This is a genomic window from Herbaspirillum sp. alder98 (assembly GCF_020179755.1).
GTDB lineage: Bacteria > Pseudomonadota > Gammaproteobacteria > Burkholderiales > Burkholderiaceae_D > Herbaspirillum.
The window spans coordinates 24,025-44,664 of record NZ_JAIUCY010000011.1; the positions used below are offsets into that span (position 1 = coordinate 24,025).

Here is a 20,640-nt window from a genome sequence, read left to right on the forward strand (position 1 = left end):
AATGCGTTCTATTTGCTCTCCGTGCGTGCCTGGTCGCGAATCGAATGATGCAGCAGGCGGGCCGCCTCCATCGGCGCCATCTTGCCAAAGAGCACGGATTGCAGCAGTGCATGCAGGCGTTCGATGGTATTGGCCGGCAGATAAGAGTAATACAGTCCGGGTCCTGTTCCCTGCCGTTCGATCTGTTCGACCAGCGCAAACAGTGCCCGGTCGCCGGCCACCTCCTCATCGAGCTTGCGCAGTGGCGGGATGTTCTGGCGCTTGGCTTGCCAGATCGGCATGCCCGGGCCATACAGATAATCGATGAACATGCGCGCCGCCTGGCGCGAACGTTCGCTGCCGCGTTGCGCCACTGCAAAACCGGTCTCGCTGCCGATCACCGGCACGGCGGCCCGGCCGCGCTCGTTCCAGGGCGCGGCAAATACGCCCACGCGCTGGCCGCGCCCACGCATCAGGCTGCCCGCCGCCCAGGTGCCCTGGAAGGTCATGGCGGCCCGGCCTTCGGCAAACAGGCGCAGGGTGTCGTCATAGCCGGCCCGCATGAAATCCGGCTGCAGCAGCGCGTGGTCGGCCAGTTGCCGCAAGCGGGCAAAGATGGCAATGCCGTGCGCGCCGTCGAGGGGCAGGGTGCCGGCGGCGATGCGCGCGCGCCAGTCAGGGAAGTTGGCCACGATCTCGTTGGCGAAGCCATGGCTGAAGGGGCCGTTGGCCAGCATGTTGGGAAAACCGCCCGACAACGCCAGCGGCGTCAGGCCGGCTTTCTTCAAGGCCAGTCCGGCGCTGATGAAGGCATCGAAATCGGTGGGCGTCGCCGTGATGCCGGCGCGCTCGAACATGTCGCGGTTGTAATAGATCAGGGTGGTGGCGACGCCGGTGGGGATGCCGAAGCGACGTTGCGCCGGCGACGTCCAGTCGGCCTGCAGCGCGTCGAGCATGTTGCCCCAGGCGGCGCATTGGCCGATGTCGGCCAGCAATCCCTGGTCGGCCAGGGTCGCGGCATACGGATTGGGATTGACCGAGACAATGTCAGGCAGGCTGTTGGTGGCCGCCTTGGGCATGAGGTTTTCCTCGACCGAATTGCCGATCATGAACTGCAGCGCAATCTGGATATCGGGATGCTCACGCGAAAAGGCGCCGGCGACCCGATGCATCTCTTCGGCCCAGTCCGGGGCCCAGATGAGCGCGGTCAGCACCACCGGTGCGCTGGCCGGCGCCGGGCTCGCCGGCGGTTCCGGCTGGCTGCGTTCGCAACCCGGCAACAGCGTGGCGCTGGCTGCGGCGGCGCCCCAGGTCAGCAGGCGGCGTCGCTGACAATTGAAGCGCTTCTCTGCGGCGACATGGCGTGCGGCAATGGCTGGCTTTTTCGCGGTTGGCGAAGTCATGCACTTTTCCCCTGCGGCAATATGCTTTTATTGTGGCTTCTGCTGAGCTGCATATCCGTCGGCGCGCCCTATGCTGCAAGGGCACGCCGTCGATCAGCGCTATTCCCGCTTCCCGGCGTCCATGCTCCTGACGCTCGGGAACTGTGTGGTGAGTGTGCCAGCTTTTGGATGGCCGTGCACCACCTGCTGTCGAAATCGGTGCACGGTGATGCCGCCGGGCAACCGGAACGAAACGCCTGCTCAGTCTATAATGCCGGCCTACCCTTCATTCCGGTTGCCCCTTTGCGCGCTGTCTGCGCGATGACTGCGGCAGCCGTCTACGGTTTTCTTCATGCAAACAGACAACACGCTCGCAACGGGCAAATTTCCTCCATGGCTGGCCGTATTGGCCGGCCTGACCGCGATGGGCGCATTGGCCATCGACATGTACCTGCCCAGCTTCACGGCCATCGCCCAGGACCTGGGCGTGGGCACCAACCTGGTCCAGCTGACGCTGGCCACTTTCCTGATCGGACTGGCGCTGGGGCAGATGTTCTACGGTCCGCTGTCGGACCGGTTCGGGCGCAAGCCGCCGCTGTTCTTCGGTATCACCCTGTATTTCATCTGCTCGTTGCTGTGCGTGTTTGCCCAGAACATCGAGACCCTGATCGTATTGCGCTTCTTCCAGGGCCTGGGCGGCAGCGCCGGCATGGTGATCCCGCGCGCGATGGTGCGCGACCGGATGGGCGCCGAAGGCTCGGCCAAGGCGTTCTCGATGCTGATGCTGGTGTTCGGGCTGGCGCCGATCCTGGCGCCTTTCATCGGCGGCATCATGCTGGTGGTGGCCAGCTGGCGCGGCATCTTCGTGGTGCTGACCATCTTTGGCCTGCTGTGCCTGGTGGGCACCCGTAAATTCCTGACCGAGACGGTCGATGTCACCCAGGCCGAGCCGTTGCACCTGGGGCGCACCTTGCGCCAGTACTGGGGGCTGCTGCGGCATCGCCAGTTCATGTCCTACGTGCTGTGCGGCGGACTGGTGCAGGCGGGCATGTTTGCCTATATTGCCGGCGGCCCGTTCGTGATCATCGAGCTGCACGGCATCAAGCCGCAGTACTTCGGGTTTGTCTTCGCCTCCAACGCGATCGGCCTGATTGCCGCATCCCAGATCAATGCGCGCCTGGTAGTGAAGCGCTCGCCCGAGCGCGTGCTGGGCAAGATCCTGTGGCTGCCGGCCGGCCTGTCGCTGGTGGTGGCATTGGCGGTGGCGGCCGGCTTCGAAAGCCTGCCGTTGCTGCTGGTCGGTTTCTTCGGTTTCCTGACCGCCTATGGTTTCACCGGCCCCAACGCCACCGCCATCGCCCTCAAGCACCAGGGCCGCCAGGCCGGCACTGCGGCCGCGCTCATGGGCACGCTGCAGTTCGGCATGGGGGTGATGTCGGGCGTGGTCATGAGCTTCTGGCATGACGGCACGGCGCTGCCGCTGGTGACCGTGATGGCGGTCTGTGGCGCGGCGGCGTTCCTGCTGTATCACCTGGTGGCCAAGCATGCGCCGGCGACGCCGGCGGCCGGGTAACAATTAGCCTGTCGTGCCGGCGAACGCCGGTACCCAGTGGCGTTTGTTGTGCACCAGAAGCTGCTGAACGTCACTGGGCCCCGACTTTCGTCAGGGCGACGGAGGTCGAGTCACAAGTAACTCGTCGTGTCGGCGCATGCCGGCACCCAGTGCCTTGCTGTTCCCAACTTGGCGCACGCCGCACTTTCTTGGCGCTGAAGCGCGCCGATAGCGCCGCCTCATCTCCCGGCTCTCCCCCGGCTCGCCCCCATCTTTCCTGCCTGCGCTCCCGCGCATCCTCCCTGAAATTTCGCTGGACGGAATGCCCGGGCGTGGCACGCTAATTGCTGAAGTCCCTCTTGCGGTCTGACCAGTCAGGCCAATAACGGGGATCGACGAATGAGCATGCCCAACATCGCAGCACAGACGCTACAGCGGCAGATCCTGTCCGGCACCTATGCGCCGGGCGAGATGCTGCCCAGCCAGCGCGAGCTGTCCGAGTCGATGGGCATCAGTCGTGCGTCCCTGCGCGAAGCGCTGTCGATGCTGGAAGCCCTGGGCTTTATCCGCTCGGTGCCGGGCAAGGGCACGCTGGTGGCCGAGCGCCAGTCCGGTCGCATCGTCGCACCGCCCTTGTCGAGCCAGGCCGATGACAACGGTCGTGCCTTGCCGCTGGCCGCCATCTACCAGCTTCGTTATGTATTGGAACCGGCCGCCGCCGCCCTGGCAGCGCGCCATATCACGGCCGCCGCCACGCCGCGCCTGTGGGGAGTGCAGGCGCGCTTCGAAGATGCGCTCAACAACCTCGACCTGGTCAGCGCCGCGCACGCCGATTTCGAATTCCATCAGTTGATCGCCGAGTTGTCCGGCAACCCGGGCGTGTTGCAGGTGGTGCGCCAGTTCGAGAGCCCGATCAGCCACAGCCTGCGGGTGCCGTTTGCCGACCCGCAACGTATCTGGCCGCCCGCCGTGGAGCATCGCGCCATCGCCGCCGCGATCTCGGCGGGCGACATCGATGGTGCCCGCGCCGGCATGCAACAGCATCTGGTCAATGCCGCCGCACGGGCCGATATCCATTTCGATCCGCCCTGAACCTGTTCCGTCGTTCGTTTCATCTGTCGTCGTTTCCACCGTCACCCCAACCAGGAAAGCACTGATATGAAATCTCCAAGAATCGCAGCCCTGACCATGGCCTTCAGCCTGGCCTTCGGCGCTCTCGCGGCCGCCCCTGCCCAGGCCGAGAAAGTGCTGCGCATCGGCATGACCGCCGGCGACATTCCCCGCACGCTGGGCCAGCCCGACCAGGGTTTCGAGGGCAACCGCTTCACCGGCATTCCGATGTACGACGGCCTGACCCAATGGGACCTGTCCAAGGCCGACAAGGCCAGCGACCTGATTCCCGATCTCGCCCTGTCGTGGGCGGTCGACGCCAAGGATCATACAAAATGGATCTTCAAGCTGCGCCCCGGCGTCAAGTTCCATGACGGATCGGCCTTCAATGCCGACGCCGTGGTGTGGAACGTCAACAAGGTGCTCGACAAGAATGCAGCCCAATTCGATCCCAGCCAGGTCGGCGTCACCGCCTCGCGCATGCCGACCCTGCGCTCGGCCCGGAAGATCGACGACCTGACGGTGGAACTGAGCACCTCCGAACCCGACTCCTTCCTGCCGATCAACCTGACCAACCTGTTCATGGCCTCGCCCGCCCAGTGGGACAAGAAGCAGGCCGCCGTGCCGGCTTCGGTGACAGACAAGGCCGAGCGTTCCAAGCAGGCCTGGATCGCCTTTGCCGCTGATGCGTCCGGCACCGGTCCATTCAAGATGAGCAAGTTCGTACCGCGCGAACGCCTGGAAGTGGTCAAGAACGACGGCTACTGGGATGCGCAGCGCCGCCCCAAGATCGACCGCGTCGTGATGCTGCCGCTGCCCGAAGCCAACTCGCGCACCGCCGCCCTGATGTCGGGCCAGGTCGACTGGATCGAAGCCCCCGCGCCTGACGCGCTGGACGCCATCAAGGGCCGTGGCTTCAAGATCTATTCCAATCCGCAGCCGCACGTCTGGCCGTGGCAGTTGTCGTTCGTGCCCGGTTCGCCCTGGCTCGACAAGAAGGTGCGCTATGCCGCCAACCTGTGTATCAACCGTCCTGCCATGAAGCAGTTGCTGGGTGGGCTCATGGGTGAAGCCACCGGCACCGTGGAGCCTGGTCATCCATGGCGCGGCAACCCGACCTTCCAGATCAAGTACGACCCGGCCGCGGCCAAGAAGCTGATGACCGAAGCCGGCTATTCGGCCGCCAAGCCGCTGACGGTGAAGGTGCAGATCTCGGCATCCGGTTCGGGCCAGATGCAACCGCTGCCGATGAACGAGTTCATGCAGCAGAACCTCAAGGAGTGCTTCTTCGACGTCCAGTTCGACGTGATCGAATGGAACACGCTCTATACCAACTGGCGTATCGGCGCCAAGGATCCGAGCGCGCACGGCGCCAACGCGGTCAACATCAGCTTCGCGGCGATGGACCCGTTCTTTGCCATGGTGCGTTTCGTCGATACCAAGGCCGCGCCGCCGACGTCCAACAACTGGGGCTTCTACAGCAATGCCGATGTCGATGCCCTCATTGCCAAGGCGCGCACCACCTTCGATCCCAAGCAGCGTGATGCCTTGCTGGCGCAGTTGCACGCCAAGATCGTCGACGATGCGCCCTTCGTCTGGGTGGCGCACGACACCGGACCACGCGCCATCTCGGCCAAGGTCAAGGGCGTAGTGCAGCCGCAAAGCTGGTTCATCGACATCGCCACCATGAACATGGATTGATGTCGTCCCGGTCGCGCCGATGCACCGTCGGCGCGACCCCGTGCTGTTCGCTTAGCCCAAAGCCACGCCCATGATTTCCTATCTGATCCGTCGCACGCTGTACGCCCTGCCCATCATGCTGGGGGTGGCCTTCCTGTGTTTCATGCTGGTCCATATTGCGCCCGGCGACCCGCTGGTGGCGATCCTGCCGCCCGACGCGTCAGTCGATCTGCAAAAGCAGCTGATGGAACTGTATGGTTTCAATCGCAGCTATCCCGAACAGTTCTTCAGTTGGGTCTGGCGCGCCCTGCATGGCGACCTCGGCAGCTCGATCGCCACCGGCCGGCCGGTGGCCGCCGAAGTGTTCAAGGCGGTCGGCAATACCTTCATGCTGGCCTCGATGGCGACCGCCATCGGTTTCCTGTTCGGCAGCCTGTTCGGTTTCGTGGCCGGTTATTTCCGCAATTCGTGGATCGACCGCGCGGCCTCCTTCATTTCGGTCATCGGCGTCTCGGTGCCGCATTACTGGCTGGGCATGGTGCTGGTGATCATCTTCTCGTCGCGCCTGATGTGGTTGCCGGCCACCGGCGCCGGTCCCGATGGCTCGGGCGCCTGGGTGTGGGACCTGGAACACGTCAAGTACCTGATCATGCCGGCGGTGACCATGTCCTTCATCCCGATGGGCATCATCGCCCGCACCGTGCGGGCGCTGGTGGCCGACATCCTGTCGCAGGAATTCGTGGTCGGCCTGAAGGCGCGCGGCCTGTCGGAGTTCGGGGTGTTTCGCCATGTGGTCAAGAACTCGGCGCCGACCGCGCTGGCGGTGATGGGTCTGCAGCTGGGTTACCTGCTGGGTGGCTCGATCCTGATCGAGACGGTGTTCTCGTGGCCCGGCACCGGGTTCCTGCTGAACCAGGCGATCTTCCAGCGCGACCTGCCGCTGCTGCAGGGGACCATCCTGGTGCTGGCGCTGTTCTTCGTGGCGCTCAACCTGGCCGTCGACATCCTGCAAACCATTTTCGATCCACGCATCGAGCGAGCCTGACATGACCACCGCCACCACTGCAGTTCCCCTCGCGACCCCTTACCGTCGTTCACGCGGGCACTGGGCCAATGTCGGCGCGCGCCTGGTGCGCAACCCGGCGGCCCTGATCGCCGGCGCGGTATTGCTGGCATTGATCGTGATGGCCATCGCCGCGCCGTGGCTGATGCCGGCCGACCCGTTTGCCACCTCGATGTTTTCACGTCTCAAGCCGATCGGCACCGCCGGTCACCTGCTGGGCACCGACGAACTGGGGCGTGACCTGCTGTCGCGCCTGATCCTGGGCGGTCGCCTGTCGCTGTTCATGGGTATCACGCCGGTGCTGCTGGCGTTCGTCATCGGCAGCGCCCTGGGCATCCTGGCCGGTTATGCCGGCGGCCTGATCAATACCGGGGTCATGCGCAGCATCGACATCCTGTATGCCTTCCCTTCGGTGCTGCTGGCGATTGCCCTGTCGGGTGCGCTGGGGGCCGGCATCTTCAATGCGCTCACCTCGCTGACCATCGTCTTCGTGCCGCAGATCGCGCGCATCGCCGAAAGCGTCACCACCCAGGTCAGGCGCAGCGACTATGTCGATGCCGCCCGGGCCTCGGGCGCGGGCGCCTTCACCATCGTGCGGGTACATGTGCTGGGCAATGTGCTGGGGCCGATCTTCGTGTACGCCACCAGCCTCATCTCGGTCTCGATGATCCTGGCCTCCGGCCTGTCCTTCCTCGGCCTGGGCGTCAAGCCGCCCGAGCCGGAATGGGGCCTGATGCTCAACACCCTGCGCACCGCCATCTATACCCAACCCTGGATTGCCGCGCTGCCGGGGGCGTTCATCTTTGTCACTTCGATTTCATTCAACATGCTATCCGACGGCTTGCGGTCGGCCATGGAGGTCAAGCAATGAGCCAGATCCACATCGTCGAACCGTCACATCACGCACAGGATGTCGGCGGTCCGCGCCAGCCCTTGCTGGGCGTGCGCGATCTGTTGAAGCACTTTCCGCTGAAGGGACGCGGCCTGCCGTTTGCCGGCGGCCCGAAGAAGGCCGTGCGCGCCGTTGATGGTGTCAGCTTCGACATCATGAAAGGCGAGACGCTGGGCGTAGTCGGTGAATCCGGCTGCGGCAAGTCGACCACCGCCCGGGTGCTGATGCAGTTGATCGAACAGGACAGCGGCGAGCTGGTCTTCGACGGCCAGACCGTCGGTTCGCGCGCTATGCCCCTGCGCCAGTTCCGGCGCCAGACGCAGATGGTGTTCCAGGACAGTTATTCGTCGCTCAATCCGCGCATGACCATCGAAGACTCGATTGCCTTCGCGCCCATCGTGCACGGCCTCAATGCGCGCGACGCCATCATGCGCGCGCGCGACCTGCTGGCGCGCGTCGGCCTGCAGCCGGAGCGCTTCGCCGGTCGCTATCCGCACGAGTTGTCGGGCGGTCAGCGCCAGCGTGTCAATATCGCCCGCGCCCTGGCGCTGGAGCCGCGCCTGGTGATCCTTGACGAGGCGGTGTCGGCGCTCGACAAGTCGGTCGAGGCGCAAGTGCTCAACCTGCTGCTGGACCTGAAGCAGGAATTCGGCCTGACTTATCTTTTCATCAGCCACGATCTCAACGTGGTGCGTTTCATTTCCGATCGGGTGCTGGTGATGTACCTGGGCCAGGTGGTCGAGCTTGGCAGCGCCGAGCAAGTATTCGATGCGCCGCTGCATCCCTACACCCGCGCATTGCTGCAATCCATGCCCAGCATGGACCCGCAGCATCGGACCGAACACGCGCCGCTGTCGGGCGATCCGCCGAATCCGATCGATCCTCCTGCCGGCTGCCGCTTCCATACCCGCTGCGAATTTGCCCAGCCGGTGTGCGGCATGCGCGCCCCGCGCTTCGATGAACCGTGCAGCGGACACGGCGTGGCCTGCCTGCGCTATGAAGCCGACAGTGGCTACGACAGCGCCGCCTTCGATCGTGCAATGGCGGCCAACCGGGAGAACATCCATGTCTGAGGTCATGATCAACCTGCGCGACCTGCGCGTCACCTTCAAGGCGCCCGGCAAGATCATCCGCGCCGTCAGTGGCGTCGACCTGGCGGTGCACGCCGGCGAAGTGGTGGCGCTGATCGGTGAGTCGGGCTCGGGCAAGAGCGTCACGCTGCGCTCGATCATGCGCCTGCATCCGCCGCGCACCACTACCATCGAAGGCGGGCTGGAAGTGGCGGGGCAGGATGTGCTGGCGATGTCGCCGCGGGAATTGTCGGCGATGCGCGGCGACCAGGTCGCGATGATCTTCCAGGAACCGCTGCTGGCGCTGGACCCGGTCTATACCGTCGGCAGCCAGATCGTCGAGACCATCCGCCGCCACAAGAAGGTGTCGGCCGCCGAGGCCCGCCAGCGCGCGCTGGCGCTGTTCGAGAAGGTACGCATCCCGAGCCCCGAGCGACGCCTCGATGCCTATGCGCACGAGATGTCGGGCGGCATGCGCCAGCGCGCGATGATCGCGCTGGCCTTGTCGTGCTCGCCCAAGGTGCTGCTGGCCGACGAACCCACCACCGCCCTGGATGCGACGGTGCAGATCCAGATCCTGCTGCTGTTGCGCGACCTGCAGCGTGAGCTGGGACTGTCGATCATCTTCGTCACCCACGACATCGGCGCCGCCGTCGAGGTGGCCGACCGGATCGCCGTGATGTATGCCGGGCGTATCGTCGAGCAGGGACCGGCGGCGCAGCTGCTGACGCAGCCGCGCCATCCGTACACCATCTCGCTGCTGCAAAGTCGCAGCCATGGCGCGATGCAGAAGGGCCAGCGGCTGCAGACCATTCCGGGCGCGCCGCCCGACCTGGCCAGGCTGCCGCCGGGCTGCGCCTTTGCCGAGCGCTGTGCGCATGCCATCGACCGATGCCGTGCCACGCAACCGGAGGAACTCGGCATCGGGCCGGCCCATACGGTACGCTGCCTGCGCGCCCAAGAATTGCAACTGGCCGTCGCATGACGCGCCACCTCAAGGAGACTGCATGACCACCCAGGCACACTGCTTCGTACCCTATCCCGATGCGCCAGTCGCCTCGAACCCGACCGGCCCGCTGGCGGGATCGACGCTGGCCGTGAAGGACATCTTCGATGTCGCCGGCTATCCGACCGGTTGCGGCAATCCGCACATGCTGGCGATGTCCGGCATCAAGGCGCGCTCGGCGCCGGCGGTGCAGGCGTTGCTCGACGCCGGTGCGCGCTTCGTCGGCAAGGTCCATACTGACGAACTGGCGTTCTCGATGAATGGCAAGAACGCCCATTTCGGCACTCCGCGCAATGGCGGCGCGCCGGATCGCATTCCGGGTGGCTCCAGTTCGGGTTCGGCCTCGGCGGTCTCGAATGGCCTGGCCGACATTGCGCTGGGCACCGACACCGGTGGCTCGGTGCGCACGCCTGCCAGTCATTGCGGCCTGATCGGGCTGCGTCCGACGCATGCGCGCGTCTCGCTGGCCGACGTGATGCCGTTGTCGCCGACGTTCGACACGTGTGGCTGGTTTGCGCGCGACATCGGCCTGTTCGGCCGGGTCGGCGACGTGCTGCTGGGCGAGGACAGCAGCGTGCTGCCCGAACGCCCGCGCACCCTGGTCGCCGCCGATGTGCTGGCGCTGCTGGAGCCGCGCGTGCAGGCGGTGTTTTCGGCTACGTTGGACCGCTTCTCGGGCGTCATCGGCACGCCCCAGCCGGTCAAGACCGCCAGCCCATCGTTCGAGGCCCTGTTCTGGGCGTTTCGCACCATCCAGGGGTTCCAGGCCTGGCAGAGCCATGGGGACAACATCCGTCGTCACGACTTTCATCTGGGGCCGGGCGTGGCCGACCGTTTTGCCTGGTCGGCCACCATCACGCCGGAACAGATGGAACAGCACAGCGCCGTGCGCTGGGCGTTCCGGGATGACTTCGCGCGACTGCTCGGCTCCGATGGCGTGCTGCTGTTGCCTACCGTGCCGGACGTCGCCCCGCTGCTGACCGATTCCGAACCGGCGCTGGAAAACTATCGCAACCAGGCCGTGCGCATGCTGTGCCTGGCAGGGTTGTCGGGCTTTCCGCAGATCTCGCTGCCGCTGATGCAGCTCGACCAGGCGCCGTTCGGTTTTTCGCTGATCGGCCCGCCCGGCAGTGACCGTTCGCTGATCCGGTTTGCCGCGAGGTTGATGCATGAGTGCGCCTGACGCGGGACGTGCCACGGTGATCGTGGCGCAGCCGTTGAGCCATGCCGCATTCGCGCCGTACGGCCATCTGATCGCGCCCGGCCAACAGCAGCGCGACATCAACTTCGGCACCACGCGCCGCTTCGATGATGTCGCCCATCTCGACACCGAGGCCGAAGGCGGTCGGGTCGGCGTAGCGATCTTCCGCACCGACGCCCACACCCATCGCGCACCTTATCCGGTGCGCGCCTTCGAACGCCATCTGCTGGGCAGCCAGAGCTTCGTGCCAATGGGCGCGTCGCGCATGCTGGTGGTGCTGGCCGGCAGCGGCGCCCAGCCGGATGCGTCCGCCATCGTCGCCTTCGTGGTCGAGGCCGGGCAGGGCGTCACCCTCAAACGCGGGGTCTGGCACCATCCGCTGATTACGGTGGGCGCCGCCGATGTGCTGGTGATCGAACGCATGGCCGGCACCGAAGACTGCGAGGTGGTCCCGATGCATGCAGGCATCGACGTGGTGCTGGCCGAGGGTTGACGGGCGGCAAGCCGGAAAAGGTGAATCCTGCAATAATGCGGGAAACACTAGGGCACTTGAATCCGTCGCGACCACGAAACGGGTTCTCATCAGTCTTTACGACAGCCGCCAATCCGAGACCACCATGCTCTACGCCGTTGCCTGCTTCTTCCTGTGGGGGCTATTCCCGCTTTACTTCAAGCTGCTCAAGGAAATCCCTTCCTTCGATATCGTCGTCCACCGGCTGTTCTGGTCGTTCGTGTTCCTGGCCGGGGTGCTGGCCTGGCGTCGGCAATGGGGCTGGTTGCGGCAGGCCGCGCAACAACCGCGGGTACTGATCGGCTTCCTGGCCTCGGCGCTGCTGCTGTCGGGCAACTGGACGCTGTACGTATGGGCGGTCAACCAGGGCCGCATCGTCGACACCAGCCTGGGCTATTTCATGAGTCCGCTGTTCAGCGTGCTGCTGGGTTTCCTGATCCTCAAGGAACGCCTGCGGGCGCTGCAATGGGTGGCGGTGCTGCTGGCGCTGGGGGCCGTGCTGTGGCTGACGGTGGCCAACGGCAGCCTGCCCTGGATCGCGCTGGTCATTGCCGGCACCTTCGGCCTGTACGGGCTGTTGCGCAAGACGGCGCAGCTGGGCGCGCTGGAGGGGCTGTCGCTGGAAACCCTGATGATGCTGCCGCTGGTGCTGCTGATCCTGGGCGTGGACACCTGGCGCGACACCAACAGCTTCGCCCACGCCTCGACCGGCGCCCAGTTACTGCTGGCGCTGTCCGGGCCGGTGACGGCGGTGCCGTTGCTGCTGTTCGCCCAGGCGGCGCGTCGTATCCCGCTGTCGCTCTTGGGCTTGCTGCAATACATCTCGCCGACGCTGCAATTGCTGACTGGCGTGGTGATCTACGACGAGGCCTTCGCCGGCAACCGGGCCATCGGATTTAGCGTGATCTGGCTGGCGCTCGCGGTATACTCCGCCGAAGGATTGTGGCGCTTCTGGCGCGCGCGGGGCCAAGGCTCTTCCGTGGACGCCTGAGCGCCCCGCAATCACCCGTTTTCACTTTCAAGGGCACTGCAAAAAATGGCTCAATACGTATTTACCATGAACCGGGTCGGCAAGATCGTGCCACCCAAGCGACATATCCTGAAGGACATCTCGTTGTCCTTCTTCCCCGGCGCCAAGATCGGCGTGCTCGGCCTGAACGGCTCGGGCAAGTCGACCCTGCTCAAGATCATGGCCGGCATCGACCGCGAGATCGAAGGCGATGCGATCCCGATGCCGAACCTGAACATCGGCTACCTGCCGCAGGAACCGCAACTCGATGCCGAAAAGACGGTGCGCCAGGAAGTCGAGAGCGCGCTGGGCGAAGTGTTCGAGGCGCAAGCCAAGCTGGACGCGGTGTATGCCGCCTATGCCGAGGAAGACGCCGACTTCGACGCGCTGGCCACCGAACAGGCGCGCCTGGAAGCGATCATCTCGGCCTCCGACGGCAACAGCCTCAACCAGCAGCTCGAGATGGCCGCCGATGCCTTGCGCCTGCCGCCGTGGGACGCCAAGGTCGGCGTGCTGTCGGGCGGTGAAAAGCGTCGCGTGGCGCTGTGCAAGCTGCTGCTCTCCAAGCCCGACATGCTGCTGCTCGACGAACCCACCAACCACCTGGATGCCGAATCGGTGGACTGGCTCGAACAGTTCCTGCAACGCTTCCCCGGCACCGTGGTGGCGATCACCCACGATCGTTATTTCCTCGACAACGCCGCCGAGTGGATCCTGGAACTGGACCGTGGCCATGGCATTCCCTGGAAGGGCAACTACAGCTCGTGGCTGGAACAGAAGGATGCCCGCCTGAAGCAGGAAGAAGCCAGCGAATCGGCGCGCCAGAAGACCATCGCCAAGGAACTGGAATGGGTACGGCAGAACCCCAAGGGGCGCCAGGCCAAGAGCAAGGCGCGTCTGGCCCGGTTCAACGAACTGTCCGAATACGAATACCAGAAGCGCAACGAGACCCAGGAAATCTTCATCCCGGTGGCCGAGCGCCTGGGTAACGAAGTCATCGAGTTCAAGAACGTCAACAAGGGTTACGGCGATCGCCTGCTGATCGATAACCTGAACTTCAAGATCCCGGCCGGCGCCATCGTCGGCATCATCGGCCCCAACGGCGCCGGTAAGTCGACCCTGTTCCGCATGCTGGCCGGACGCGAGCAGCCCGATGGCGGCGAAGTCGTGCTCGGACCCACCGTCAAGGTGTCGCTGGTGGACCAGTCGCGCGAAGATCTGGAGAACAAGAAGACCGTGTTCGAGGATGTCGCCGGTGGCGCCGACCTGCTCACCGTGGGCCGTTTCGAAATGCCGTCGCGCGCCTATCTGGGCCGGTTCAACTTCAAGGGTTCGGACCAGCAGAAGATCGTCGGCAACCTGTCGGGCGGCGAACGTGGCCGTCTGCACCTGGCCAAGACCCTGCTGCAGGGCGGCAACGTGCTGCTGCTGGATGAACCGTCCAACGATCTCGACGTGGAAACCCTGCGCGCGCTGGAAGACGCCTTGCTCGAGTTCGCCGGCACCGTGCTGGTGATCTCCCACGATCGCTGGTTCCTGGATCGTATCGCCACCCACATCATCGCCTTCGAAGGCGATTCGCAGGTCACTTTCTTCGACGGCAACTATCAGGAGTACGAAGCCGACAAGAAGAAGCGCCTGGGCGAAGAAGGCGCCAAGCCCAAGCGGATCCGCTACAAGCCGGTCACGCGCTGAGTCTGCTCGACGCGTCGACAGGTGCAATGAACGCCGCTGTGATCAGCGGCGTTTTTTTTCGTGTGCGCTGCCGACGTAAAGAGTTGTAGGGATGCATGACGCTGCCGCGCCGTCCCGCTAACATCGCCTCAACCATTCAATACGGCGGGGCAGGCAATGAACACACGATCGAGCGCAGCATTATTGACGGCCAGCGCACTGCTGAGCGCCTGCGGCTGGTCCAGCGGCGTGACTGCGCTCGATCACGACACGTACATGCTGACTGCCAGTTCGCCCTGGCAGGGCAATGACGGGGTGGCGATCAAGGGCTTGCAGCAGGCCGATGCCTATTGCCGCAATCTCGGTCGCCGCATGCGGGTGGTGGGCAGCGAGCGCTCCGATGGCTTGCCGGTGGTGCTGCCGCCCAGGGCGCTGCTGACCTTCAAGTGCGACAAGCCCGCCTGATCCGGGTGCCGGGCAGGAATTGCTGTCCACAGGTAGAATCTCGGCCTTGCGTCCACAAGACGTCATCATAAAGAGCAGAGCGGCCGCCGCCCCACCGGGCGCATGGTCAATGCTCCGCCAACGTATTCGCGCCACCCGCTGCCATTGCATAAAAACCGCGTCCCGCGTGCTTCATGCCGCCAGGAAGACGCTTATTCATTCCGCTCACTCATCCGGTTTCAATCATGCTCGCCATCGTTACCCGCCTGTTCCCCCTGTGGGCGCTGCTGCTTTCCGTAGCTGCCTATTTTTCGCCAACCACCTTCACCCCCATCGGCAAATACGTGACCCAGCTGCTCACGCTGATCATGCTGACCATGGGCGTGACGCTGACGGTGGACGACTTCAAGCGCATCATCAAGCGCCCGGCGCCAGTGGCCGCCGGCATCATCCTGCACTACCTGGTCATGCCGCTGGCCGCCTGGATCATCGCCAAGGCCCTGCGCATGCCGCCTGACCTGACCGCCGGCATGGTGCTGGTGGGTAGCGTGGCCTCGGGCACCGCCTCCAACGTGATGATCTATCTGTCGCGCGGCGACGTCGCCCTGTCGGTCACCATCTCCACCCTGTCGGCGCTGGTGAGCGTGTTCGCCACGCCCTGGCTGACCGAACTGTATGTCGATGCGTCGATCCATTTCGATGCGCACGCCATGCTGATGTCGATCGTGCAGATCGTGGTGGTGCCGATCGTGGTCGGCCTGATCGCCAATATCTTTGCCGGCGGCCTGATCCGTCGCATCGAGCCCTACCTGTCGGTGGTGTCGATGGTCGCGATCCTGTTGATCATCGCTGCTGTTGTAGGCGGCAGCCAGGCCAGCATCGCCTCGGTCGGATTGGTGGTGCTGATCGGCGTGATCCTGCATAACGGCCTGGGCTTGCTGGGCGGTTATTGGGGCGGGCGCCTGCTGGGCTTCGACGAAGCGGTGTGCCGCACGCTGGCCATCGAAGTGGGCATGCAGAATTCCGGTCTGGCCGCAGCCCTGGGCAAGATGTACTTCACGCCCGTGGCAGCCTTGCCGGGCGCGCTGTTCTCGGTCTGGCACAACCTGTCGGGATCGCTGCTGGCCGGTTACTGGCGCGGTCGTCCACCACGCGACTAAATAACGGTTTGCCGTAGTCCGAAAGATCGGGCCGCCCCGGACATTGTTCCGGCGCGGCCCGATTTGTCTTTGAGGTAGTTATTTTCGTCCAATTACGATTATTTCCACTATGTAACCTTCCGCCACATCACCTGAAAGTCGGCACGGCAAACTTCCACCGTTTTCGGACCAGCACATAAGCACAGTCCGAAAAGGCCAGTGAGGGGCCGCCGGTCGTGTCCGCCGATTTCGTTGCGGCGCGCCGGGTTTCGGAGGTGCATATGCCCAAGCTATTGTCTGTCGACGTCACACGGCGAATCCTGCTGTCATTTGCCGTCATCCTGTATCCCGCGCACGGAACGTCTGCCGATGTCGAGCGCGGGCCGCGTATTGTGCTGATCGGTTTTTCGGGCGCCTTGAGCGGCGTGTCCGAAGAGCTCGGCAAGAGCCTGGCCAACGCTGCCGAGATGGCGCTGGCCGAAGTCAATCGCCTGCATCCGCGCGTCGCGGGCCAGCGCATCGCGTTTCGCCTGTTGCGCTACGACGACCGCAGCGATCCCGCCACGGCCATCGAGGGTGCGCGGCAGATGTTGCAGGCAGGCGTGGTGGCGGTAATCGGCACGGCCAATTCGACCACCAGCGCGGCAGTGGCGCGGATCTATTCCGACGCTGGCGTGGCCCTGATCTCGCCGGCGGCCAGCGCTACTGCGTTGACCGAACAGGGATACACCAGTTTCTTCCGCCTCATCAGCCACGATGGCCATGCCGGGAAATATCTCGGGCAGCATGTGGTGCAGGGCATGAAGCTGCGGCGGCTGGCCGTGATCGATAACGGCAGCATGTATGGCATCGGTGTCGCCGCCTCGTTTTTCGACCAGGTGCGCGCCAGCGGCGTCACCGTCGTCGTGCGCGAGCGCATCAGCTATGCCAGTGACCTGGCGCAACTGGTGCGTCGTCTCCGGCTGCGCGGCGCCGAGGCGCTGTTTTTCGGCGGCTATGCGGCACAGGCCGCGCACCTGGCCCAGACCATGCGCCAGGAGGGCGGGGGAATGCGCCTCCTGATGGCGTCCAGCGGCGTGGTGGGGGCCAGCTTCCTGATCGCTGCCCGCAGCGCCGCCGATGGCACGGTGGCCATCGAGAGCGGCGTGCCGACCGCGGCGATGGCGGGCTGGCGTCGCTTCGAGGACGACTACCACCAACGTTTCGGCCTGCACATCCACGGATTGACACCCTTTGCCTACGATGCCGCCCAGGTGGCGGTGGCGGCCGTGCGCCAGGCCGATTCGCTGGATGCCCGACGCATCGTCGAGGTCTTGCGGCGCATCAGCTTTCGCGGGCTGACCGGGATGATCGCCTTCGATGCCAGGGGCAATCCACGCAATCCGCAGTTGAGCATCTTCGAGGTGCGCGATCAGCGCTGGGTGCCGCTGCGGTCCATCGACGTCCTGCGCGGGGGTGCGGCGCGGTCCGCCGGACCTTGATGCGGTATGCTGGCGTCCCTGCGCACCCTTTCGAAGGAAAACATCATGAACAGGCGCAACTTTATGCGTGCCGCTGGCAGTGCAGGCGTGGCCGGCACGTTGGCATTGCCGGCAGCGGCCATCGCCCGCGAGCGCCGTGCGCCAGGTCCGGCGCTGCTGACCGTCACCGGCGCCATCTCGTCGCCCAACCGGGGCCGGCTCGACCCGGCGCTGGACCAGATGATGCACAAGCAGAAGGTCGACTTCGATCGTGCGCGCACCTTCGACTTCGGCACGCTGCTCGCCTTGCCGGCCGTCGAGATCAAGCCCACCCTCGAATACGACAACCTGCAGCACACCCTGCGCGGCCCCCTGCTGGTCGACGTGATGCGCGCCGCCGGGGCCGATCCCCGCGCCGACGGCTACCTGCTGCGCGCCATCGACGGTTATGCCATCGTGCTGCCGCGTGGCGATGCGCTGCGTTACCGCTTCATCATCGCCACCCATCTCGATGGCAAGCCATTGCCGCTGGGGGGACTGGGGCCATTGTGGGCGGTGTATGACGCCGACAGCTTTCCCGAGATGGCCGCGCAGCCGGTTTCGGCGCGTTTCGGGCTGTGCCCCTGGGGCGTGTATCACATCGCCGTACGCCGCGCCTGACGCCTAAATTTGCTAACATCTGCGCTTTCCCTGGCCATTACCTTACCAACCCGTTGCGGTTCGAATTCCCATGAGCAAGTTCTGGAGCCCTATCGTCAGCCAGCTGACGCCCTATACCCCTGGCGAGCAGCCCAAGCTGGCCAGGCTGGTCAAGCTCAATACCAACGAAAGTCCCTACGGCCCGTCGCCGCGCGCGCTCGCAGCGATTGCCGGTGAAGTCAGCGACAACCTGCGCCTGTATCCCAACCCGGACGCCGAGCCGCTCAAGCTGGCGATTGCCGCACGCCATGCCGGCGACGGCATCACCCCGCGCGAGGTGTTCGTGGGCAACGGTTCCGACGAGGTCCTGGCGCATGCCTTCCATGCCTTGCTCAAGCACGGCAAGCCTATCCTGTTCCCCGATATCACCTACAGCTTCTACCCGACCTATGCCGGCCTGTACGAGGTGCAGTATCGGGCGGTGCCGCTGGCCGACGATTTCACGATCCGTGCCGACGACTACCTGGGCCAGGGCGACGCCATCGGCGGCATCATCTTCCCCAATCCGAACGCACCGACCGGTTGCCTGATGCCGCTGGCCGAGGTCGAGCGCATCCTGCAGGGCAATCCGCAACGGGTGGTCGTAGTCGACGAGGCCTATATCGATTTCGGCGGCATCAGCGCCATCGGCCTGGTGCAACGCTACCCCAATCTGCTGGTGGTGCAGACCTTGTCGAAGTCGCGTGCGCTGGCGGGCATGCGGGTGGGGTTTGCGATCGGGCATGCCGATCTCATCGATGCGCTGGAGCGCGTCAAGAACAGTTTCAACTCGTATCCGCTGGATCGCCCGGCGATCGCCGGCGCCACCGCCGCCATCGAGGACGAGGCTTACTTCCGCAAGACCTGCGACCTGGTGATCGCCAGCCGCGAGCGCCTGGCCGCATCGCTCAAGGCGTTGGGTTTTGACGTGTTGCCGTCAGCGGCCAACTTCGTGTTCGTGCGCCATCCCGGTCATGACGCCGCGACACTGGCCGCCAGGTTGCGTGGCGACGGCATCATCGTGCGGCACTTCACCAGTGCCCGCATCAACCAGTTCCTGCGCATTACGATCGGCACCGACGAGGCCTGCGATATTCTGGTGGAATCGTTGCGGCGGCATCTGGGGTGATGCGTCCACGGCCCGCTTGGCATTTTCACGCGGGCAGCCGCGGCAACGGCAGTGATGCTGTGCCATTGCCGACCTGAAAGAACCGGACCGAATCGGAAAGACGCAAGGCCTGTTGCTGCATCGCCGCCGCCGCTGCCGCGGCCTGCTCCACCAGGGCCGCATTCTGCTGGGTGGTCTGGTCGATCTGGATGATCGCTTCATTGACCTGTCCAATTCCCGAGCTTTGCTCTTCGGTGGAAGAGGCTATTTCGGTGACGATATGCGAGACCCTGTCGATGCTGGCCACGATCTCGGTCATCGTGTCGCCGGCGGCTTCGACCAGCTTGCCGCCGTTGTTGACGTTCACCACGGAGCTCTCGATCAAGCCTTTTATTTCCTTTGCCGCCGCTGCGCAGCGTTGCGCCAGCGATCGTACTTCCGACGCGACCACCGCAAATCCACGGCCTTGTTCGCCGGCCCGGGCCGCCTCCACCGCAGCGTTGAGCGCCAGAATATTGGTTTGAAATGCGATGCCGTCGATGACGCCGATGATCTCCACGATCTTTTGAGAAGAGCTGCTGATCAAGGCCATGGTGGCGATGACATCCTGGACGACATGGCCGCCATGCCGTGCGACTTCAGAGGCAGAGGCGGTGAACTGGTTTGCCTGTCGCGCATTTTCTGCATTCTGCCTGACCGTCGCCGTCAGCTCCTCGATGGCCGCTGCCGTCTCTTCCAACGCACCCGCCTGCTGTTCGGTTCGACCGGACAGATCCATATTGCCGGTGGCGATTTCATCTGCAGCGGTGGTGATGGCATCGGTCCCGGTGCGAACCTGGTCGACGATGTTGCGCAGGCTGTGCACCATCTCTTCAAGAGACGCCAGCAACTGTCCGGTCTCGTCTTTATCGGTGCGATGGAAGCGGGCGTCGAGATTGCCCTCTGCGATGTGCCTGGCTGCCATGACCGCAGCGTTCAACGGTCGTGAGATCAAGCGGGCGATCCAGAGCGACAGGCCGACTGAAAGCACCACGCAGGCCGCCAGCAGAGAGAAGATGCCGATCCGCGCTTCCCGATAGGTCGCCACTGCGGTCACCTTGGCGCCTTGTGCGCCGGCGTCGTTGAGGACCACGGCTTTTTCTATCGATGCCAGGGCCGACTGGTAATCATTGGATGAGGCGATATTGCGTAACTGGGCTTCATCCTTCTTTCCGGCCACGGAAAGGGAAATGATCTGCTCATGTACGACGAAGAACTTATCGACATTGGCCAGGATCGCCTGATACAAGCGTCGCTCCTCGTCGCTCGATATTTGCGACTCGTAGGCCCGCTGGAGTTTCTTCATCGACTCGATGAGTGCATCGCCGCCTTTTTTGTTGGCCGCGAGCTTGTCGGGCGCGCTCAGCAGGATACTCTGTGCCTCGCTACCGCGAATGCGCGCCATCAGCAGTTTTATTTCGGCCAGGCTGCGGACCTTGGGAAGCCAGTTCTCAACGATGTCGCCCGAGGCATCATTGACCTTGGCCAACTCGAAGATGGCCAACGAGCCCAACGCAAAGACCAGCACTATCACCGCCAGGATCGTCAGCATAAGCTTCCTGGCAATGTTCAGATCGCGAAACCATTTCATGACCATCTCCCTCCTACCGCCTGTCGTTTTTTCGTCTTGGTTGTTTCGATGG

General features: G+C 64.5%; 18 protein-coding genes. 16 read left to right on the top strand and 2 right to left on the bottom strand.

Annotated elements, in window-relative coordinates; all coding sequences use genetic code 11:
- Window positions 1–8: 8 nt before the first annotated feature.
- Complete coding sequence (locus LBW87_RS20085; protein WP_225203244.1) at window positions 9–1,382, bottom strand: ABC transporter substrate-binding protein; 1,374 nt, start codon at window positions 1,380–1,382, stop codon at window positions 9–11.
- 331 nt (window positions 1,383–1,713) lie between these two features.
- Between LBW87_RS20085 and LBW87_RS20090 the strand changes: the two genes are divergently transcribed.
- The 16 genes from LBW87_RS20090 to hisC all read left to right on the top strand — a co-directional run bounded on the left by LBW87_RS20090 (window position 1,714) and on the right by hisC (window position 18,979).
- Window positions 1,714–2,934, top strand: coding sequence for a Bcr/CflA family multidrug efflux MFS transporter (locus tag LBW87_RS20090; protein ID WP_225203245.1), 1,221 nt, complete (start codon window positions 1,714–1,716; stop codon window positions 2,932–2,934).
- 378 nt (window positions 2,935–3,312) lie between these two features.
- Window positions 3,313–4,005 (top strand): FadR/GntR family transcriptional regulator, encoded by a 693-nt coding sequence (locus LBW87_RS20095; protein WP_413927667.1) that lies wholly within the window; start codon window positions 3,313–3,315, stop codon window positions 4,003–4,005.
- A gap of 66 nt (window positions 4,006–4,071) precedes the next feature.
- On the top strand, window positions 4,072–5,724 hold the full coding sequence (locus tag LBW87_RS20100; RefSeq protein WP_225203247.1) for an ABC transporter substrate-binding protein: 1,653 nt from the start codon (window positions 4,072–4,074) through the stop codon (window positions 5,722–5,724).
- 70 nt (window positions 5,725–5,794) lie between these two features.
- A complete protein-coding gene (locus tag LBW87_RS20105; protein WP_225203248.1) occupies window positions 5,795–6,748 on the top strand; it encodes an ABC transporter permease in 954 nt (317 codons plus the stop codon).
- Window position 6,749: 1 nt separating this feature from the next.
- Window positions 6,750–7,637 carry an ABC transporter permease gene (locus tag LBW87_RS20110; RefSeq protein WP_225203249.1) on the top strand — a complete coding sequence of 296 codons (888 nt, stop codon included), beginning with the start codon at window positions 6,750–6,752 and terminating at the stop codon, window positions 7,635–7,637.
- Window positions 7,634–8,731 (top strand): ABC transporter ATP-binding protein, encoded by a 1,098-nt coding sequence (locus LBW87_RS20115; protein WP_225203250.1) that lies wholly within the window; start codon window positions 7,634–7,636, stop codon window positions 8,729–8,731. Before LBW87_RS20110 ends, LBW87_RS20115 begins: the two co-directional genes overlap by 4 nt.
- Window positions 8,724–9,713, top strand: a complete 990-nt coding sequence (locus LBW87_RS20120) for an ABC transporter ATP-binding protein (protein ID WP_225203251.1) — start codon at window positions 8,724–8,726, stop codon at window positions 9,711–9,713. The genes LBW87_RS20115 and LBW87_RS20120 overlap by 8 nt, the downstream gene beginning before the upstream one ends.
- A 22-nt stretch (window positions 9,714–9,735) precedes the next feature.
- Window positions 9,736–10,917, top strand: a complete 1,182-nt coding sequence (locus LBW87_RS20125) for an amidase (protein ID WP_225203252.1) — start codon at window positions 9,736–9,738, stop codon at window positions 10,915–10,917.
- Window positions 10,904–11,428 (top strand): ureidoglycolate lyase, encoded by a 525-nt coding sequence (locus LBW87_RS20130; protein WP_225203253.1) that lies wholly within the window; start codon window positions 10,904–10,906, stop codon window positions 11,426–11,428. Before LBW87_RS20125 ends, LBW87_RS20130 begins: the two co-directional genes overlap by 14 nt.
- 124 nt (window positions 11,429–11,552) lie before the next feature.
- Window positions 11,553–12,437 (top strand): EamA family transporter RarD, encoded by an 885-nt coding sequence (rarD, locus tag LBW87_RS20135; protein ID WP_225203254.1) that lies wholly within the window; start codon window positions 11,553–11,555, stop codon window positions 12,435–12,437.
- Between the two features lie 45 nt (window positions 12,438–12,482).
- Complete coding sequence (ettA, locus tag LBW87_RS20140) at window positions 12,483–14,150, top strand: energy-dependent translational throttle protein EttA (protein WP_225203255.1); 1,668 nt, start codon at window positions 12,483–12,485, stop codon at window positions 14,148–14,150.
- A 156-nt stretch (window positions 14,151–14,306) separates the two neighbouring features.
- On the top strand, window positions 14,307–14,594 hold the full coding sequence (locus LBW87_RS20145; protein ID WP_225203256.1) for a hypothetical protein: 288 nt from the start codon (window positions 14,307–14,309) through the stop codon (window positions 14,592–14,594).
- Window positions 14,595–14,818: 224 nt separating this feature from the next.
- The gene (gene panS, locus LBW87_RS20150) at window positions 14,819–15,733 is read left to right on the top strand and encodes a ketopantoate/pantoate/pantothenate transporter PanS (RefSeq protein ID WP_225203257.1); all 915 of its coding nucleotides are present in this window, start codon (window positions 14,819–14,821) and stop codon (window positions 15,731–15,733) included.
- 260 nt (window positions 15,734–15,993) lie between these two features.
- Window positions 15,994–17,193, top strand: coding sequence for a branched-chain amino acid ABC transporter substrate-binding protein (locus LBW87_RS20155; RefSeq protein WP_225203258.1), 1,200 nt, complete (start codon window positions 15,994–15,996; stop codon window positions 17,191–17,193).
- 45 nt (window positions 17,194–17,238) lie between these two features.
- Entirely contained in the window at window positions 17,239–17,832 is a 594-nt protein-coding gene (locus LBW87_RS20160; RefSeq protein WP_225203259.1) for a molybdopterin-dependent oxidoreductase, read from the top strand.
- Window positions 17,833–17,902: 70 nt separating this feature from the next.
- A complete protein-coding gene (gene hisC / locus LBW87_RS20165; protein ID WP_225203260.1) occupies window positions 17,903–18,979 on the top strand; it encodes a histidinol-phosphate transaminase in 1,077 nt (358 codons plus the stop codon).
- 25 nt (window positions 18,980–19,004) lie between these two features.
- On the opposite strand, the gene LBW87_RS24025 is transcribed toward hisC, so the two are convergent.
- Window positions 19,005–20,588, bottom strand: coding sequence for a methyl-accepting chemotaxis protein (locus LBW87_RS24025; RefSeq protein WP_320442745.1), 1,584 nt, complete (start codon window positions 20,586–20,588; stop codon window positions 19,005–19,007).
- Window positions 20,589–20,640 lie beyond the last annotated feature (52 nt).

Coding starts and splice junctions, on each gene's coding strand:
- LBW87_RS20085 (WP_225203244.1), bottom strand. CDS start 1,382: ATGACTTCGCCAACCGCGAAAAAGCCAGCCATTGCCGCACGCCATGTC.
- LBW87_RS20090 (WP_225203245.1), top strand. CDS start 1,714: ATGCAAACAGACAACACGCTCGCAACGGGCAAATTTCCTCCATGGCTG.
- LBW87_RS20095 (WP_413927667.1), top strand. CDS start 3,313: ATGAGCATGCCCAACATCGCAGCACAGACGCTACAGCGGCAGATCCTG.
- LBW87_RS20100 (WP_225203247.1), top strand. CDS start 4,072: ATGAAATCTCCAAGAATCGCAGCCCTGACCATGGCCTTCAGCCTGGCC.
- LBW87_RS20105 (WP_225203248.1), top strand. CDS start 5,795: ATGATTTCCTATCTGATCCGTCGCACGCTGTACGCCCTGCCCATCATG.
- LBW87_RS20110 (WP_225203249.1), top strand. CDS start 6,750: ATGACCACCGCCACCACTGCAGTTCCCCTCGCGACCCCTTACCGTCGT.
- LBW87_RS20115 (WP_225203250.1), top strand. CDS start 7,634: ATGAGCCAGATCCACATCGTCGAACCGTCACATCACGCACAGGATGTC.
- LBW87_RS20120 (WP_225203251.1), top strand. CDS start 8,724: ATGTCTGAGGTCATGATCAACCTGCGCGACCTGCGCGTCACCTTCAAG.
- LBW87_RS20125 (WP_225203252.1), top strand. CDS start 9,736: ATGACCACCCAGGCACACTGCTTCGTACCCTATCCCGATGCGCCAGTC.
- LBW87_RS20130 (WP_225203253.1), top strand. CDS start 10,904: ATGAGTGCGCCTGACGCGGGACGTGCCACGGTGATCGTGGCGCAGCCG.
- rarD (WP_225203254.1), top strand. CDS start 11,553: ATGCTCTACGCCGTTGCCTGCTTCTTCCTGTGGGGGCTATTCCCGCTT.
- ettA (WP_225203255.1), top strand. CDS start 12,483: ATGGCTCAATACGTATTTACCATGAACCGGGTCGGCAAGATCGTGCCA.
- LBW87_RS20145 (WP_225203256.1), top strand. CDS start 14,307: ATGAACACACGATCGAGCGCAGCATTATTGACGGCCAGCGCACTGCTG.
- panS (WP_225203257.1), top strand. CDS start 14,819: ATGCTCGCCATCGTTACCCGCCTGTTCCCCCTGTGGGCGCTGCTGCTT.
- LBW87_RS20155 (WP_225203258.1), top strand. CDS start 15,994: ATGCCCAAGCTATTGTCTGTCGACGTCACACGGCGAATCCTGCTGTCA.
- LBW87_RS20160 (WP_225203259.1), top strand. CDS start 17,239: ATGAACAGGCGCAACTTTATGCGTGCCGCTGGCAGTGCAGGCGTGGCC.
- hisC (WP_225203260.1), top strand. CDS start 17,903: ATGAGCAAGTTCTGGAGCCCTATCGTCAGCCAGCTGACGCCCTATACC.
- LBW87_RS24025 (WP_320442745.1), bottom strand. CDS start 20,588: ATGAAATGGTTTCGCGATCTGAACATTGCCAGGAAGCTTATGCTGACG.